Origin of the sequence: Pseudomonas fulva (genome assembly GCF_023517795.1) — a bacterium.
GTDB lineage: Bacteria > Pseudomonadota > Gammaproteobacteria > Pseudomonadales > Pseudomonadaceae > Aquipseudomonas > Aquipseudomonas fulva_D.
Map to the genome: position 1 here is coordinate 2,006,173 of NZ_CP082928.1, position 16,128 is coordinate 2,022,300.

Genomic DNA, 16,128 nt, shown 5'->3' on the forward strand with positions numbered 1-16,128 from the left:
CCCTGATCGCCCCATGCACGCCCTACAAGCCAAGATCCTCGACCCCCGCCTCGGCAGCGAATTCCCCATGCCCGCCTACGCCACGCCCGGTTCGGCCGGCCTGGACCTGCGCGCCATGCTCAAGGAAGACCTGACCCTGGAGCCGGGCCAGACCGTGCTGATCCCCACCGGCCTGGCCATCCACGTCGCCGACCCGGGCCTGGCCGCACTGATCCTGCCGCGCTCGGGCCTGGGCCACAAACACGGCATCGTGCTCGGCAACCTGGTCGGCCTGATCGATTCGGATTACCAGGGCGAGCTGATGGTGTCGTGCTGGAACCGCGGCAATACCGTGTTCAAGATGGCCATCGGCGAGCGCATCGCCCAACTGGTGCTGGTGCCGGTCATCCAGGCACGCTTCGAGGTGGTCGAGGAATTCGGCGACAGCGAACGCGGTGCCGGCGGATTCGGCCACTCGGGTACCAAGTGATCCCCTTCTAGTTCGCCAGGAGACGTCGGATGAAAGGCTTCAAACGCGCGCCCAAGGAAGAACGCCCCGGCGATTCGCACTCCAGCACCCGCGGCCGGTCCATGGCTGCTGCCGACCTGCTGCCCGGCGCACTAGTCGCCACCCTTGGCGTGGCCCTGGCCGGCGCCATCCTCTGGTTCGCCGCGGTGAGCCCGGCGCAGCAGCTGCAGCAGCAACAGCTCAGCCAGGCCTGGGGCAGCAGCCAGGCGGCCAGCCTGCAGCAGGCCCTCAGGCAACTCAGCGCCGACACCCTGGCCGCCGCGGGTAACCCGGTGCTCTCGCAAGCGCTGCAGAGTGGCGACGACGCCCAGGTGCGCAATGCCGAGAACGGCCTGCGCTACTGGAACGGCGTGGTCGATGCCCAGCTCAACCTGCCCGGCCAGGCGGTACCGGACAGCTCACGCAGCGCGCCGATGAACTTCGCCGCGCTGGACCTGCTGCGCCGCCTGGAGGCCGGTCAGGCGCCAGCCGTGGAAGCCTATCGGGTCGGTGAGCGCTGGCTGGCCTACAGCGTGGCGCCGGTGCGCCAGGACGACAAGCAGCCCATGGTCGGCACCCTGCTGCTGGCCGTCGACCTCAACCGCCTGCTCGGCAACCTGCCGCCGCTGCCGGCCGATGTCGGGCAGATCCAGCTGGTGCAGCGCTTCGATGCCGGCGCCGCCCAGGTGCTGGCCCAGCGCGGCCAGGCCGACGGCACCGCCCAGCCGTTCGCCACCGGCAATCCGCACTGGACGCTGAACTTCACGCCGGCTGCCGGGCTTGGCGCCACGAGCCTGTCACCCGCACTGCTGGGGCTTGCCCTGCTGGTCGCACTGATCGGCGCACTGGCCGGGCTCTATCTGGCCAACCGCCGCCTGCAGCAGCGCCTGGCAGGTGATGTCGCGCAACTGACCGAATTGGTAAAAGAACTCTCCGCGGGCAAAGCCGTCAAAGCCTTCAGCTTGAGCCTGCCCGCCCTTAACGACCTGGCGCAGAACCTGAGCCGACTGCCCCGTCGCGCCCAGGAACCCGTGGCGACCCGCCCGGATCTCGTGGCCAGTGAAACACCCAGTAGTCGCGTCGCAGCCAAGCCGGCGGATTTCGTGAATCCGCTGTTTCAAGACACCGATATTCTCGATATCGACATCCTCGACGACGACCAGGATCTCCTGGGACTGGAGCAGACACCGATCATGACCGCGCCGCAAGCCCCGAAACTCCCAGCAGACATCTTCCGAGCCTATGACATCCGCGGTGTGGTGGGCGCCGGCCTGACCCCGGAAACCGCCTACTGGATCGGCCGCGCCATCGGCTCCCAGAGCCTGGCCGAGGGCGAGCCCAACGTTGCCGTGGGCCGCGACGGCCGGCTGTCCGGCCCGAGCCTGGTCGAGCAGCTGATTCAGGGCGTGGCCGACAGCGGCTGCCAGGTCAGCGACGTCGGCATGGTGCCGACCCCGGTGGTCTACTTCGCTGCCCACGTGCTGGCCGGCAAGACCGCGGTGATGCTCACCGGCAGCCACAACCCGCCGGACTACAACGGCTTCAAGATCGTCATCGCCGGTGACACCCTGGCCAACGAGCAGATTCAGGCGCTGAAAACCCGCATCGACACCAACGACCTGAGCAGCGGTGAAGGCAGCGTCGAACGCGTCGACCTGCTGCCGCGCTACCTGGAGCAGATCCGCAGCGACATCGCCATGGCCAAGCCGCTGCGCGTGGTGGTCGATTGCGGCAACGGCGCCGCCGGGGTGATTGCCCCGCAGCTGATCGAAGCCCTGGGCTGCAAGGTGATTCCGTTGTACTGCGAGGTCGACGGCAACTTCCCCAACCACCACCCGGATCCGGGCAAGCCCGAGAACCTGGTCGACCTGATCGCCAAGGTCAAGGAAGAGAACGCCGACGTCGGCCTGGCCTTCGACGGCGATGGCGACCGCGTGGGCGTGGTCACCAACACCGGCACCATCGTCTACCCGGACCGCCTGCTGATGCTGTTCGCCAAGGACGTGGTTTCCCGCAACCCGGGCGCCGACATCATCTTCGACGTCAAATGCACCCGTCGCCTGACCCCGCTGATCAGCGGCTACGGCGGCCGCCCGGTGATGTGGAAGACCGGTCACTCGCTGATCAAGAAGAAGATGAAGGAAACCGGCGCGCTGCTGGCCGGCGAGATGAGCGGCCACGTGTTCTTCAAGGAACGCTGGTTCGGCTTCGACGACGGCATCTACGCCGCCGCACGCCTGCTGGAGATTCTCAGCCAGGACAAGCGCACCGCCGAGCAGGTGTTCGCCGCCTTCCCCAACGACGTGTCGACCCCGGAAATCAACGTGCAGGTCACCGAGCAGACCAAGTTCCCGATCATCGAGCGCCTGCAGCGTGAAGGTCAGTGGGGCGAAGGCAGTGTGACCAACCTCGACGGTGTGCGCGTCGATTACCCGAAAGGCTGGGGCCTGGTGCGCGCCTCCAACACCACGCCGGTGCTGGTGCTGCGCTTCGAAGCGGAAAGCCAGGCCGAGCTGGAGCGGATCCAGGAACTGTTCCGCTCGCAGATGCACCGCGTCGCCCCTGACGTCCAACTACCGTTCTGACCCGTCCAGCACTGGAGCCCCGCATGACCCTAGAGCGTGAAGCCGCCACCAACGTCGCCAAGGTGCTGTCCGAAGCACTGCCGTACATCCGTCGCTTCGTTGGCAAGACCCTGGTGATCAAGTACGGCGGCAACGCCATGGAAAGTGATGACCTGAAGGAAGGCTTCGCCCGCGACATCGTGTTGATGAAGGCGGTGGGCATCAACCCGGTGGTGGTTCACGGCGGCGGCCCGCAGATCGGTGATCTGCTCAAGCGCCTCTCCATCGAAAGCCACTTCATTGATGGCATGCGGGTGACCGACGCGGCGACCATGGATGTGGTGGAAATGGTGCTCGGCGGCCAGGTCAACAAGGACATCGTCAACCTGATCAACCGTCATGGCGGCAGCGCCATCGGCCTGACCGGCAAGGATGCCGAGCTGATCCGTGCGCGCAAGCTCACCGTCAGCCGGCAGACGCCGGAAATGACCCAGCCGGAAATCATCGACATCGGCCATGTCGGCGAGGTCACCGGGGTCAATACCGACCTGCTGAACATGCTGGCCAAGGGCGACTTCATCCCGGTGATCGCGCCGATCGGCGTGGGCCCGAAAGGTGAGTCCTACAACATCAACGCCGACCTGGTGGCTGGCAAGGTCGCCGAAGCGCTGAAAGCCGAGAAGCTGATGCTGCTGACCAACATCGCCGGCCTGATGGACAAGCAGGGCGAAGTACTCACCGGCCTGAGCACCGAACAGGTCAACGAACTGATCGCCGACGGCACCATCTACGGCGGCATGCTGCCGAAGATCAAGTGCGCCCTGGAAGCGGTACAGGGTGGCGTGACCAGCTCGCACATCATCGACGGCCGCGTGCCGAACGCGGTGCTGCTGGAGATCTTCACCGACGTGGGTAACGGCACCATGATCAGCAACCGCAAGCGTGCTTAAAAAAGCGACCAGCTGAGCGTCGGCCCTGCTGCGTTAAAAACAGACTCGAAATGCTCATGTACAAAAGTACACTCCGCTTTCTCGGCTGTTTTTGCCTTGCATGGCTCTAGCTCGCTTGGTCTGGATCTGCTGAAAACAACAACGCCGGCTATCGCCGGCGTTGTTGTTTTTGCAGCATCAGCTTCGCAGCGGTTTTATTGACTCTGACTGCTAGGTGGCGCAAGTGGCCTTTCGTAGGGTGGACGACGCTTTACCCGTCCACCGCTCTGCGATCGCAATGGTGGACAAAAAGAGCGTTGTCCACCCTACGCTGGGAGCGGCCGCTTCCGCCTTCAATCAGCCCCATCAACGAATCGCGTAGATATCCTTCTCGTTCGCTTCGGCGTACTCGTACAGCCGCGCCAGGTAGGCCTTCTGCTGCTCCCAGACCTTCTGTGCGGCCGGGTCGGCGGCGGCGGTAGCGTCGACCACCTCGGCCGAGACTTCCTTGAGCCTGGCGAGCACGTCGTCCGGCAGGCGGCGTACGTCCACACCGTCCTTTTTCAGCTGTTCCATGGCTTCCATGTTCTTGGCGTTGTAGTCGTCGAGCATGTCGCCGTTGACATCGCGGGCCGCGGCGCGAACGATGGCCTGCAGGTCGGCCGGCAGGGTTTCCCAGGCCTTGAGGTTGACGTCCAGCTCGAAGGTGACGTTCGGCTCCTGCCAGCCCGGCGTGTAGTAGTACTTGGCCGCCTTGTGCAGACCCAGCGCCTGGTCGTTGTAGGGGCCGATCCATTCGGTGGCGTCGATGGCGCCGGTCTGCAGGGCGGTGAAGATCTCCCCGGCAGGCATGTTCACCACGGTGCCGCCGACCTTGCTCAGCACTTCACCGCCCAGGCCCGGGGTGCGCATCTTCAGGCCCTTGAGGTCGTCGACCGAATTGATTTCCTTGTTGAACCAGCCGGCGGTCTGCACGCCGGTGGCGCCGCAGGCCATCGGCAATACGCCATAGGGCTTGTAAACCTCTTCCCAGAGCTGGATGCCGCCGCCGTAGTGCAACCAGGCGTTCATTTCCTGGGCGTTGGGGCCGAACGGCAGGGCGCAGAAGAACTGTGCGGCGGGCACCTTGCCCTTCCAGTAGTAGGGCGCACCGTGGCCCATTTCCGCGGTGCCGCGCGATACCGCATCGAACACTTCCAGGGCCGGCACCAGCTCACCGGCGGCATAGACCTTGATCTTCAGGCGACCGTTGCTCATCTGCTCGACCAGCTTGGCGAAGCGCTCGGCACCGACGCCGACTCCGGGGAAGTTCTTAGGCCAGGAGGTGACCATTTTCCAGTTGAAGGTCCTGGCTTCGGCTGCCGGCTTGGAAGCATCGGCGGCGCCGGCTTCCTCCTTGCATCCGACCAATGCGCCTGCGGCGATGCCGACGCCTGCAGCAGCCAGTATTTGGCGACGTTTCATAGGGAGCTCCTTGTTATTGTAATAATGACCTCTGGGCCGTATCGGCCTCGGTGCAACAATGGCGATCCGCCACTGCCCCAGCGCCTTATCCTATTCCCCACCGCCGAGCGACCAGGATCGGCAAATGTTTCAGCCCATGTCTGGCCCATGGCCAGCACCCCCATGCCACCGCTCAAGACAGCGGCTTTCAGGGCTTCTGCCGCACCCCACCCGGCCGCGCAGCCAGGTGCTGGCGCCATTGCCGGATGCGCGAAGCGCCGCCTAAAATCCCTCGCTTTTCGCTCTTTTCCGATAACTATAAGAAGGACGCATCATGTCCAACATGCCTTCACTTCCCCTGGGGATCGCACGGGTCATCGACGCCGTGAACTTCCGCTTCGGCCAGGCCTGCTCCTGGTTGACCCTGTTTCTGGTACTCGGCACGGCCCTGGTGGTGATCCTGCGCTATGGCATGAACCTGGGCGCCACCGCGCTGCAGGAAGCCGTGCTCTACGCCCACGCGCTGGTGTTCATGGGCGCCTCGGCCTGGGCGCTGCAGCGCAACGCCCACGTGCGGGTGGATATCTTCTATCAGCAGTTCAGTGGCCGCCGTCAGGCACTGGTCGAGGTGCTCGGCACCCTGTTCCTGCTGCTGCCGGTCTGCCTGTTTCTCGGTTGGGCGAGCTGGGACTACGTGGCCAACTCCTGGTCGACCCGCGAAGGCTCCAGCGAGTCGGGCGGTCTGAAGTTCGTCTACCTGCAGAAGAGCATCATCCTGGTGCTGGTGGTCAGCCTGACCCTGCAAGGCATCTCCAACCTGATCAAGGCGATCTACCTGCTGTGCGGCGTGCTGCCGGAGCAGGAGGTGAAACATGGCTGAAGTCATGTCGATCCTGCTGTTCGTCAGCATCTGCCTGGTGCTGATGGGCGGCTACCCGGTGGCCTTCACCCTGGCTGGGGTTTCGCTGCTGTTCGCCGGTATCGGCGTGCTCACCGGCACCTTCGACGCCGGGTACCTGAACGCCCTGCCCAACCGCCTGTTCGGCATCATGAACAACCAGACCATGCTGGCGGTGCCGCTGTTCGTGTTCATGGGCGTGATGCTGGAGAAGTCCAAGGTCGCCGAGGACCTGCTCGAGTCGATGTCACGCCTGTTCGGCGGCATTCGTGGCGGCCTGGCGATCTCGGTGTGCCTGGTGGGGGCGCTACTCGCGGCCAGCACCGGCATCGTCGGCGCCACGGTGGTGACCATGGGCCTGCTGGCCCTGCCGACCCTGCTCAAGCGCGGCTTCGACCCGGCGGTGGCGACCGGCACCCTGGCCGCCACCGGCACCCTGGGTCAGATCATCCCGCCGTCGATCGTGCTGGTGCTGCTCGGGGATGTGATGTCCAGCGCCTACCAGCAGGCGCAGCTGCGCATGGGCATCTTCTCGCCGAAGACCGTTTCCGTTGGCGACCTGTTCATGGGCGCTCTGGTGCCCGGTCTGCTGCTGGTGGTGCTGTACGTCGTCTACCTGATCCTGGTGGCGATCTTCCAGCCGAAGAAGATGCCGGTGGTGCCCAAGGAAGAACTCGGCGAGGTGCAATGGGGCAAGCTGCTCGGCTCCCTGGTACCGCCACTGGCGCTGATCGTCGCGGTACTCGGCTCGATTCTCGCCGGCTACGCGACGCCCACCGAGGCCGCCGCCATCGGCGCCGTGGGCGCCACCCTGCTGGCACTGTTCAAGGGCCAGCTCAGCCTGCCGCAGCTGCGCAGCGTGGCCCAGGGCACCACGGAAATTTCCAGCATGGTGTTTCTGATCCTCATCGGCGCCTCGCTGTTTTCCCTGGTGTTCCGCGGCTTCGGCGGTGAAGCGCTGATCGAGGACGTGTTCAAGCAGTTGCCCGGCGGCGTGCTCGGCGCCTTCTTCCTGGTCATGCTGGTGATCTTCCTGCTCGGCTTCATCCTCGACTTCATCGAGATCATCTTCGTGGTGGTGCCGATCGTCGGCCCCGTGCTGCTGGCCATGGGCCTGGACCCGGTGTGGCTGGGGGTGATGATCGCCCTCAACCTGCAGACCTCGTTCCTCACCCCGCCACTGGGCTTCTCGCTGTTCTACCTGCGCGGCGTGACGCCGCGCTCGGTGAGTACCGCGACCATGTACCGCGGGGTGATTCCGTTCATCATCATCCAGTTGATGATGCTGGTCATCGCCTACCAGTTCCCGGCGCTGATCACCTGGCTTCCGAATCAGGTCTACGGTTCGTAAACTCAACGGCAAAGCAAAACGCCCGCCCCGACGGGCGTTTTTCATGGCACTGGCGAACCACGTCGCCGCGTCGTGGCCCAACAGCCAATCTCTCCAGGAGCAGTACATCCATGAGCACCACCAACGAACGCATCCAGCTGGGCGACCTGGTCTGCTGGCGCATCCAGCATGCCGGCGCCGAGCTGCTGGTCAGCGAACAGGGCGCGCAGATCCTGCGCTACCAGCCGGCCAAGGGCGAGCCGCTGATCTGGCTCAGCGACGAGGCGGCCTATGAAAGCGCAAAGAGCGTGCGCGGCGGCGTGCCGGTGTGCTGGCCCTGGTTCGGTGACCTGCAGCGCAACCCCGAGGCCATCCGCGACGCGTATTCCCGCCCGACCGATGCGCCGGCCCACGGCCTGGTGCGTGACCGCGACTGGCAACTGATCGGCCTGAACACCGAAGAAGATGGCGTGACCCTGTCGTTCGCCTTCGACACCGCCGCCCAACCGATTGCCGAGTGGCCGCACGCCGCCGAGCTGCAGCTCGATATCCACCTCGGCGAGCGCCTGAAACTGAGCCTGACCACCCGCAACCTGGGCGACAGCGAACTGCCGATCAGCCAGGCGCTGCACACCTATTTCGCGGTCAGCGACATTCGCAAGGTACAGATCGAAGGCCTGGACGCCTGCCGCTACGTCGACACCCTGCAGGACTGGAAGAAAGTCCGCCAGAAAGGCGCGGTGACCTTCGCCGGCGAAACCGACCGCATCTACCTCGACACGCCGCCACAATTGAGCATCGTCGACCCGCTCTGGAAGCGCCGTATCTTCATGCGCAGCGAAGGCTCGGCCTCGGCGGTGGTGTGGAACCCGTGGATCGACAAGGCCAAACGCCTGTCGCAATTCGCCGATGACGCCTGGCAGGGCATGCTCTGCATCGAGCACGCCAACGTGCTGGACGACTCGCTGATTCTCGCCCCGGGCGCCGAATACCGCCTCGACGTGACGCTGTGGGCACAGCCACTTTGAGATGACCGTTTCACGCGCGGCCGCGCCGGAGACCGTTTTGCAGCGAGGCAAGGGCCGCGCCCTCCCCCTGCGGACCTGCGGCATTTCCCACATCCGTGTGGGACACACAGCCGCGAAGTTTAGTGAGCTAAATGAGCCGGCGAGAAACGCAGCATCGCGGTAAAACGGGCCCGGCCATGCGGGCGGCGCGGGTCAGCGCGTCGCCAGCCTGATAGACTGCCGCGATGCAGCCCCTTCACCGGAAACTCCGATGCACGCAAAGAACCCCGCAATCGGCTTGTGTCAGCAAGCCACCTTTCTGATCAGTGCCGCCAAGGTCGACCAGTGCCCGGACGACCAGGGCTACGAAGTCGCCTTCGCCGGGCGTTCCAACGCCGGCAAGTCCAGCGCGTTGAACACCCTGACCCACGCCAGCCTGGCGCGTACCTCGAAGACGCCGGGACGTACCCAGTTGCTGAACTTCTTCCGCCTGGACGACGAGCGCCGCCTGGTCGACCTGCCTGGCTACGGCTACGCCAAGGTGCCGATTCCGCTCAAGCAGCACTGGCAGAAGCACCTCGAGGCATACCTGGGCAGTCGCGAAAGCCTGCGCGGGCTGATCCTGATGATGGACATCCGTCACCCGCTGACCGAGTTCGACCGCATGATGCTCGACTGGTCCGGTGCCAGCGGCATGCCCATGCACATCCTGCTGACCAAGGCCGACAAGCTGGCCTTCGGCGCGGCCAAGAACGCGCTGCTCAAGGTGCAGCAGGAGATCCGCAAGACCTGGGGCGATCACGTCAGCATCCAGCTGTTTTCGGCGCCCAAGCGCATCGGCGTGGAAGAAGCACAGGCCGTGCTGGGCCACTGGCTGGGCCTGATCGGCGGGGAACAGGAAGACGACGTGGCCGAGTGATCTCGCGCTCAACGCCAGGTTGCCGAACGAAACGCCCCGCCCATGCGGGGCGTTTTTGCATCCGCTGGCGTTGCGCTGGGCGCTGAGGGGCTAGCCTGCTGGTAGGTAGGGTGCGGGAGGTGGCCCGGCACTTTCCTGCGGGCAAAAAAAACCCCGAACTTCGTATGGGGAGGGAGAAGATCGGGGTTTAAGGGTCTGAACCGCTAGGGCGGGGCTCAGATGTCTGCCAACACTTAACACAACAAAGGAGCATCGAAGGGCTTTATGGGCCATTCACAAACTCTGACCGGGTGGACAGAAGTAAAGTTCAGCGGTGCTTAGATCCCTTTGTTTGGTCGTCATTCCTATTAAGACCGCACGGTACTAACTGATAACGGGACGCAGCTGCGTCCCATTTCGTGGTCGGTCAGTGGGCTTCATCCCAGTTGTTGCCGACGCCGACCTCGACCAGCAGCGGTACGTCGAGCTTCACGGTTTCGCCCATCAAGGGGCGAATCTGCGCGCTGACCTGCTCGACCAGATCCTCGCGCACCTCCAGCACCAGTTCATCGTGCACCTGCAGGATCACCCGGGCATCGAGGCCGGACTCGGTCAGCCACTCATCCACCGCCACCATGGCCTTCTTGATGATGTCCGCTGCAGTGCCCTGCATTGGCGCGTTGATCGCCGTGCGTTCGGCACCGGCGCGCTCCTGCGGGCGACTGGACTTGATCGCCGGCAGGTACAGGCGCCGGCCGAACAGGGTTTCCACGTAGCCTTGCTCGGCGGCCTGGCGGCGGGTGCGATCCATGTACTCGCGCACGCCCGGGTAGCGGGTGAAGTAGGTCTCGATATAGGCCTTGGCGGTCTTGCCGTCGACGCCGATGTCCTTGGCCAGCTTCTGCGCGCCCATGCCGTAGATCAGCCCGAAGTTGATCGCCTTGGCGCTGCGCCGCTGGTCGTTGCTGACCTGATCGAGTTCGACCTTGAAGACTTCCGCGGCCGTGGCGGTGTGCACGTCGAGGTTGTCGCGAAAGGCGTTCATCAGTCCCTCGTCGCGGGACAGGTGCGCCATGATGCGCAGCTCGATCTGCGAGTAGTCCGCCGACACCAGCTTGTAGCCCGCCGGCGCCACGAAGGCCTGGCGAATGCGCCGGCCCTCGGCGCTGCGCACCGGGATGTTCTGCAGGTTGGGGTCGCTGGACGATAACCGTCCGGTGGACGCCACCGCCTGTTGATAACTGGTGTGGATGCGCCCGGTGCGCGGGTTGATCTGCTCCGGCAGGCGGTCGGTGTAGGTACTCTTGAGCTTGCTCAGGCTGCGGTACTGCATCAATACCTTGGGCAGTTCGTAGTCCTGCTCGGCCAGCTCGGCGAGCACCGCTTCGGCGGTGGAGGCCTGGCCCTTGGCGGTCTTGCTGAGGATCGGCAAGCCGAGCTTTTCGTACAGGATGGCGCCGAGCTGCTTGGGCGAGCCGAGGTTGAACTCCTCGCCGGCGACCTCGAAGGCCTGGCGTTCCAGCGCCACCAGCTTTTCGCCCAGCTCCTGGCTGTGCTCGCCGAGCAGCTTGGCGTCGACCAGCGCACCGTTGCGCTCGATGCGCGCCAGCACCGGCACCAGGGGGATCTCGATATCGCGCAGCACGCTCGCCACGCTCGGCACCTGCTCCAGGCGGCCCCACAGGTTCTGGTGCAGGCGCAGGGTCACGTCGGCGTCTTCGGCGGCGTAGGGGCCGGCCTGCTCGAGGGCGATCTGGTCGAAGGTCAGCTGCTTGGCGCCCTTGCCGGCGATGTCCTCGAAACGGATGGTGCTGTGGCCCAGGTACTTGAGCGACAGGCTGTCCATGTCGTGGCGGGTGGCGGTGGAGTCCAGCACGTAGGACTCGAGCATGGTGTCGAAGGCCACGCCCTGCACGTTGATCGGCGTGCTGGCATTGGCCAGTACGTTGATGTCGTACTTGGCGTGCTGGCCGACCTTGGCTTTGTTGACGTCTTCGAGAATCGGCTTGAGCGCACGCAGCACAGCGTCGCGATCCAGCTGCTGCGGCACGCCCATGTAGCTGTGCGCCACCGGCACGTACACCGCCTCGCCAGCCTTGACCGCGAAGGACAGGCCGACCAGTTGCGCCTGCTGGGCGTCGATGCTGGTGGTTTCGGTGTCGAAGGCGATCAGCTCGGCCTGTTGGAGTTCTTCCAGCAGGGTGTCGAACTCGCCCTGGTCGAGAATGGTGCGGTACTCGCCCGCCACCACCGACGGCTGGTCTTCGGCAACCGCAGGCGTTGCGGCGGCCTGAACCGCCGGCACCTCGCCCGCCGCCGCACTGGCCGCCGCACTGAACAGGTCATCCGAGGGCGGCGTCAGTTCGGAGCGGGCCGCCTTGGCCTTGGGCGGCGCGCCCTTGTTCTGGCGCAGCAATTCGTCCAGCCAGCCCTTGAACTCCAGCTGCTCGTAGAGGGCGGAGAGGGTGTCGACATCCGGCTCGCCGGGGTGCAGCCTGGCGTAATCCAGATCCAGGGGCACATCCAGCTTGATGGTCGCCAACTGGTAGGAGAGGTAGGCCATCTCGCGATGCTCCTCGAGCTTGGCCGGCAGGCTCTTGGCGCCGCGGATCGGCAGGCCCGGCACCTTGTCGAGGTTGGCGTAGATCACGTCGAGGCCGCCGCCGACGCCGACCAGCAGGCCCAGGGCGGTTTTCTCGCCGACGCCCGGCACGCCGGGGATGTTGTCGATCTTGTCGCCCATCAGCGCCAGGTAATCGATGATCAGCTCGGGGCCGACGCCGAACTTCTCCCTTACGCCTTCGATGTCGTAGACGCTGCCGGTCATGGTGTTGACCAGGGTGACGTGCTTGCACACCAACTGCGCCATGTCCTTGTCGCCGGTGGAGATCACCACGTCGCAGCCTTCGGCGGCGGCCTGCCGGGCCAGGGTGCCGATCACGTCGTCGGCCTCCACGCCCTCCACACACAGCAGCGGCAAGCCCAGCGCCCGCACACTGGCATGCAGCGGCTCGACCTGCAGACGCAGCTCGTCGGGCATGGGCGGGCGGTTGGCCTTGTAGTCGGCGAACAGCTCATCACGGAAGGTGCCGCCCTTGGCATCGAAGACCACCGCGAAGGGGCTGTCCGGGTACTGCCGGCGCAGGCTGCGCAGCATGTTCAGCACCCCCTTCACGGCGCCGGTGGGCAGGCCTTTGGAGTTGGTCAGGGGCGGCAGGGCATGGAAGGCGCGGTACAGATAAGAAGAACCGTCGACCAGGACGAGGGGAGCTTGGCTCATGAGGGCAATCAACCTTTTCGGCGGGCGTGGCGCTAGAATACAAGCACCGTTGATATCAAAGGGACAAGGTTACCATGGGACCATTCAATCGCCTGATCCTGCTTGCCGTGCTGGCAGCAGTGCCGTTCGCCGCGCAGGCCAGCGATGCGCCCTCGGCCGAGCCCGACGTAACCATTCGCCAGGACGGCGACCGCACCGTGGAGGAATACCGGGTCAACGGCTTTCTCTACGCCATCAAGGTCACCCCTAAGGGTGGCAAACCCTATTTCCTGGTACGGGCCGACGGCAGCGACGGCAATTTCGTGCGTTCCGATTCGCCGGATATGTTGATCCCGGCCTGGGAAATCTTCAGCTGGTAAGGCAGTCAATTCATGTCGGTGTTCACCCCGCTGCAACGTCCGCAACTGGAAACCTTTCTCGCGCCCTACGGGCTCGGCCGCCTGCTCGATTTCCAGGGCATCGAGGCCGGTAGCGAGAACAGCAATTTCTTCGTCAGCCTGGAACAGGGCGAGTTCGTGCTGACGCTGGTCGAGCGCGGGCCCAGCGAGGATCTGCCGTTCTTTATCGAGCTGCTCGACATTCTCCATGACGCCGGGCTGCCGGTGCCCTACGCGCTGCGTACCGACAACGACGAAGCACTGCGCACCCTGGCCGGCAAACCGGCGCTGCTGCAACCGCGGCTCAGCGGCAAGCACGTGCGCGACGTCAATGCCCAGCATTGCCACGAGGTGGGCGAGCTGCTGGCGCGCATTCACCTGGCGACCCGCGACCACCCGCTGCAGCGCAAGAGCGACCGTGGCCTGGAGTGGATGCTGCGTGAGGGCAAGGTGCTGGCCACCCATCAGGCGCCGGACGCGACGACGCTGCTCAATGACGCCCTGGCCGAAATCGCTGCCCGGCAGGATCAGGTGCGCGAGCTGCCACGCGCCAATCTGCATGCCGACCTGTTTCGCGACAACTGCATGTTCGAAGGCAGCCACCTGAGCGGGGTTATCGACTTCTACAACGCCTGCTCGGGGCCGATGCTCTATGACCTGGCAATCACCGTGAACGACTGGTGCTCGGACGAGCAGGGCCGCCTGGATGAAGGGCGCGCCCGCGCCCTGCTGGGCGCCTATGCCGCCCTGCGCCCGTTCACCGCCGCGGAAGCCGAGATCTGGCCAGCCATGTTGCGTATCGCCTGCGTGCGTTTCTGGCTGTCACGGCTGATCGCTGCCGAGGCTTTCGCCGGCCAGGACGTGCTGATCCACGATCCGGGTGAGTTCCAGCGCCGCCTGGCGGCACGCCAGCAGGTCAGCCTGGCCCTGCCGTTCGCGCTGTAGACGCAGGATGTGACGAAATGGTGGCGCCTTGCTCGGCGTCACCCTTGTCCCCTTCGAACCCTTGCCCCTATGCTGCGGCTCTCAATCGCCCCTCGCAGGGGCGTGCATCGCGCCTGCGAGAGGCCGTCATCATCGGCTCGTCCAGAGGTCGGGTCAGTTGCACGACAAGGGCCGCCATGCCATCACCCTCGCCCAAGCACACTCGGCGCTCGACGCCCGCCACCTGGGCACGACGCGCACTGGGCGCGGTCACCTTGCTGGTGCTCGCCGTGCTGATCTGGAATGCCTGGGATTACCAGGCATTCATCGCCTGGCGCGAAGAGGCCGGGGTGGTGCCCTTCTTTCTGGCCATGGCGCTGCTGCCTGCCCTGGGCGTGCCGATCACCCCGTTCTTCATCGTTGCCGGGGCGACCTTCGGCACCTACGTGGGCCTTGCCGGCAGCGCCGTCGCCCTGTCCACCAACCTGGTGCTCTGCTACTGGATCGCCCGCAGCGGCCTGCGCCCCTGGCTCGCCCGGCTGCTGGCGCGCACGCGCTACGACATTCCGGATTTCGAAAAGGAGCAGGGCGCGCTGCGTTTCGCGCTGCTGGTCAAGCTGGCCCCAGGGGTGCCGATCTTCATCAAGCACTACCTGCTGGGCATGGCCGGCGTACCCTTCTGGATCTACTTCGGGGTCTCGGGGCTGATCACCGGGATCTACGCCGTGGCCTTCGTGGTGCTCGGCGAATCGCTGCTCGATCATGACCTGGGCAGTGGCGCCGTAGCCCTCGCCGTGCTGGCCGCGGCCGGCGTGGCGATCTACCTGTGGCGCCGACGCATGGCGGGCCGGCAAGCGGCTCGATGAGCACCGCGACCCGGCAATGGGCAAGGCCGTTGACCCGGGCCTGGCTGATCGATTCGCTCAGGGGCAGGCCCTAGAGCTTGCCAAGGCAGCCGCTGAAACCATCGGCCAGGGTCTGCAGCATGGTCGGGTAACCCTCGGCATCGACCGGCGCGGTGCTGCCCATGGCATCCAGCTCGGCCAGCGTCGCCGGAAGCCCCGCGGTCAGCGTTTCGGCCAGCCGCGGGCGCAGCGGCGGCTCGCTGAACACGCAACTCGGGCCGACTTCCTGCAAGCGCTCGCGCATGGCCGCCACGTGACGGGCGCCCGGCTGCACTTCGCTGGCGACGCTGAACACGCCGACATGCTTGAGGCCGTACGCGGCTTCGAAATAATCGAAGCCTTCGTGGAACACGAAGTACGGCTTGCCCCTCAGCGGCGCGAGCTGCGCCTGCAGGCGCGGCTCCAGGGCATCCAGGCGCTTGCCGAAGGATGCCAGGTTGGCCTGGTAACGCGCCGCGTTGGCCGGGTCGGCCTTGGCGAGATCCGCCGCCATGCGCGCGGCGATCACCCGGGCATTGGCCGACGACAGCCACAGGTGGGCGTCCAGGCTGCCGGGGCGATGGTCATGGTCGTGTTCGTCAGGCGCTGCCTGTGTCTGCCCAGCCCCATGGTCGTGGTGGTCGTGGTCGTGGTCGTCGTGGTCGTCGTGGTCGTGGTCGTGGTCGTGGTCGTGGTCGTGGTCGTGGTCGTGAACATGCTCCTCGCCGAAGTGCCGTAGCGTCATGTCCGGCAGGCTCTGCACGGCCACGCTGGGCTTCTCGCGGGTCGCCAGCACGCGGGGCATGAAGCTCTCCATGTCCGGGCCGATCCAGTACAGCAGGTCCACCTCCTGCACCCGACGCATGTCGGAGGGGCGCAGCGCGTAGTGGTGCGGCGACGCACCCGGCGGCAGCAGCACTTGCGGCTCACCCACACCGTCCTGCACCGCGGCGGCGATCAGTTGCAGGGGCTTGATGCTGGTCAGCACGCGCACCTCGGCCTGGGCGGCGCCCGCAGCGAACAGCAGGAAGGACAGCAGCAACGAAAACGGGGAAAGCAGGCGCGGCAACATAGGCGGGAAGATCGATCACGAGCGAATGGAAGTAA

Annotated in this window: 13 protein-coding genes; 10 read left to right on the plus strand and 3 right to left on the minus strand. The window is 65.5% G+C overall.

Annotated features, from left to right (window positions below):
- Positions 1-13 precede the first annotated feature (13 nt).
- From dut to argB, 3 genes are all read left to right on the plus strand, one after another.
- Entirely contained in the window at positions 14-469 is a 456-nt protein-coding gene (gene dut, locus K8U54_RS09010; RefSeq protein WP_249909806.1) for a dUTP diphosphatase, read from the plus strand.
- Between the two features lie 1,211 nt (positions 470-1,680).
- Complete coding sequence (gene algC / locus K8U54_RS09015; RefSeq protein WP_205881593.1) at positions 1,681-3,072, plus strand: phosphomannomutase/phosphoglucomutase; 1,392 nt, start codon at positions 1,681-1,683, stop codon at positions 3,070-3,072.
- Positions 3,073-3,095: 23 nt separating this feature from the next.
- Positions 3,096-4,001 (plus strand): acetylglutamate kinase, encoded by a 906-nt coding sequence (gene argB, locus K8U54_RS09020; protein ID WP_249909807.1) that lies wholly within the window; start codon positions 3,096-3,098, stop codon positions 3,999-4,001.
- A 345-nt stretch (positions 4,002-4,346) separates the two neighbouring features.
- Here argB and K8U54_RS09025 read toward each other — a convergent pair whose 3' ends face one another.
- On the minus strand, positions 4,347-5,444 hold the full coding sequence (locus K8U54_RS09025; protein WP_249909808.1) for a TRAP transporter substrate-binding protein: 1,098 nt from the start codon (positions 5,442-5,444) through the stop codon (positions 4,347-4,349).
- Between the two features lie 313 nt (positions 5,445-5,757).
- Between K8U54_RS09025 and K8U54_RS09030 the strand changes: the two genes are divergently transcribed.
- The 4 genes from K8U54_RS09030 (at position 5,758) to yihA (ending at position 9,577) form a co-directional block, all read left to right on the plus strand.
- Positions 5,758-6,303, plus strand: a complete 546-nt coding sequence (locus tag K8U54_RS09030; RefSeq protein ID WP_249909809.1) for a TRAP transporter small permease subunit — start codon at positions 5,758-5,760, stop codon at positions 6,301-6,303.
- Positions 6,296-7,672, plus strand: coding sequence for a TRAP transporter large permease (locus K8U54_RS09035; protein WP_249909810.1), 1,377 nt, complete (start codon positions 6,296-6,298; stop codon positions 7,670-7,672). Before K8U54_RS09030 ends, K8U54_RS09035 begins: the two co-directional genes overlap by 8 nt.
- A 110-nt stretch (positions 7,673-7,782) precedes the next feature.
- A complete protein-coding gene (locus tag K8U54_RS09040; protein WP_249909811.1) occupies positions 7,783-8,679 on the plus strand; it encodes a D-hexose-6-phosphate mutarotase in 897 nt (298 codons plus the stop codon).
- A 250-nt stretch (positions 8,680-8,929) separates the two neighbouring features.
- A complete protein-coding gene (gene yihA / locus K8U54_RS09045) occupies positions 8,930-9,577 on the plus strand; it encodes a ribosome biogenesis GTP-binding protein YihA/YsxC (RefSeq protein WP_249909812.1) in 648 nt (215 codons plus the stop codon).
- A 406-nt stretch (positions 9,578-9,983) separates the two neighbouring features.
- Here the strand turns inward: yihA and polA are convergent, their stop codons facing one another.
- Positions 9,984-12,836 carry a DNA polymerase I gene (polA, locus tag K8U54_RS09050; RefSeq protein WP_249909813.1) on the minus strand — a complete coding sequence of 951 codons (2,853 nt, stop codon included), beginning with the start codon at positions 12,834-12,836 and terminating at the stop codon, positions 9,984-9,986.
- 74 nt (positions 12,837-12,910) lie between these two features.
- Between polA and K8U54_RS09055 the strand changes: the two genes are divergently transcribed.
- The 3 genes from K8U54_RS09055 to K8U54_RS09065 all read left to right on the plus strand — a co-directional run bounded on the left by K8U54_RS09055 (position 12,911) and on the right by K8U54_RS09065 (position 15,003).
- Positions 12,911-13,195: a DUF2782 domain-containing protein gene (locus tag K8U54_RS09055; RefSeq protein ID WP_013793388.1), complete on the plus strand. Its 285-nt coding sequence runs from the start codon at positions 12,911-12,913 to the stop codon at positions 13,193-13,195.
- Between the two features lie 12 nt (positions 13,196-13,207).
- Positions 13,208-14,158, plus strand: coding sequence for a homoserine kinase (locus tag K8U54_RS09060; RefSeq protein WP_249909814.1), 951 nt, complete (start codon positions 13,208-13,210; stop codon positions 14,156-14,158).
- A 176-nt stretch (positions 14,159-14,334) separates the two neighbouring features.
- Positions 14,335-15,003: a TVP38/TMEM64 family protein gene (locus K8U54_RS09065; RefSeq protein ID WP_249909815.1), complete on the plus strand. Its 669-nt coding sequence runs from the start codon at positions 14,335-14,337 to the stop codon at positions 15,001-15,003.
- A 70-nt stretch (positions 15,004-15,073) separates the two neighbouring features.
- On the opposite strand, the gene znuA is transcribed toward K8U54_RS09065, so the two are convergent.
- Positions 15,074-16,093 carry a zinc ABC transporter substrate-binding protein ZnuA gene (gene znuA, locus K8U54_RS09070; protein WP_249909816.1) on the minus strand — a complete coding sequence of 340 codons (1,020 nt, stop codon included), beginning with the start codon at positions 16,091-16,093 and terminating at the stop codon, positions 15,074-15,076.
- Positions 16,094-16,128 lie beyond the last annotated feature (35 nt).

Bases quoted from the DNA above. Each gene is read 5' to 3' on its own strand.
- dut (WP_249909806.1), top strand. From the start codon at position 14: ATGCACGCCCTACAAGCCAAGATCCTCGACCCCCGCCTCGGCAGCGAA.
- algC (WP_205881593.1), top strand. From the start codon at position 1,681: ATGACCGCGCCGCAAGCCCCGAAACTCCCAGCAGACATCTTCCGAGCC.
- argB (WP_249909807.1), top strand. From the start codon at position 3,096: ATGACCCTAGAGCGTGAAGCCGCCACCAACGTCGCCAAGGTGCTGTCC.
- K8U54_RS09025 (WP_249909808.1), bottom strand. From the start codon at position 5,444: ATGAAACGTCGCCAAATACTGGCTGCTGCAGGCGTCGGCATCGCCGCA.
- K8U54_RS09030 (WP_249909809.1), top strand. From the start codon at position 5,758: ATGTCCAACATGCCTTCACTTCCCCTGGGGATCGCACGGGTCATCGAC.
- K8U54_RS09035 (WP_249909810.1), top strand. From the start codon at position 6,296: ATGGCTGAAGTCATGTCGATCCTGCTGTTCGTCAGCATCTGCCTGGTG.
- K8U54_RS09040 (WP_249909811.1), top strand. From the start codon at position 7,783: ATGAGCACCACCAACGAACGCATCCAGCTGGGCGACCTGGTCTGCTGG.
- yihA (WP_249909812.1), top strand. From the start codon at position 8,930: ATGCACGCAAAGAACCCCGCAATCGGCTTGTGTCAGCAAGCCACCTTT.
- polA (WP_249909813.1), bottom strand. From the start codon at position 12,836: ATGAGCCAAGCTCCCCTCGTCCTGGTCGACGGTTCTTCTTATCTGTAC.
- K8U54_RS09055 (WP_013793388.1), top strand. From the start codon at position 12,911: ATGGGACCATTCAATCGCCTGATCCTGCTTGCCGTGCTGGCAGCAGTG.
- K8U54_RS09060 (WP_249909814.1), top strand. From the start codon at position 13,208: ATGTCGGTGTTCACCCCGCTGCAACGTCCGCAACTGGAAACCTTTCTC.
- K8U54_RS09065 (WP_249909815.1), top strand. From the start codon at position 14,335: ATGCCATCACCCTCGCCCAAGCACACTCGGCGCTCGACGCCCGCCACC.
- znuA (WP_249909816.1), bottom strand. From the start codon at position 16,093: ATGTTGCCGCGCCTGCTTTCCCCGTTTTCGTTGCTGCTGTCCTTCCTG.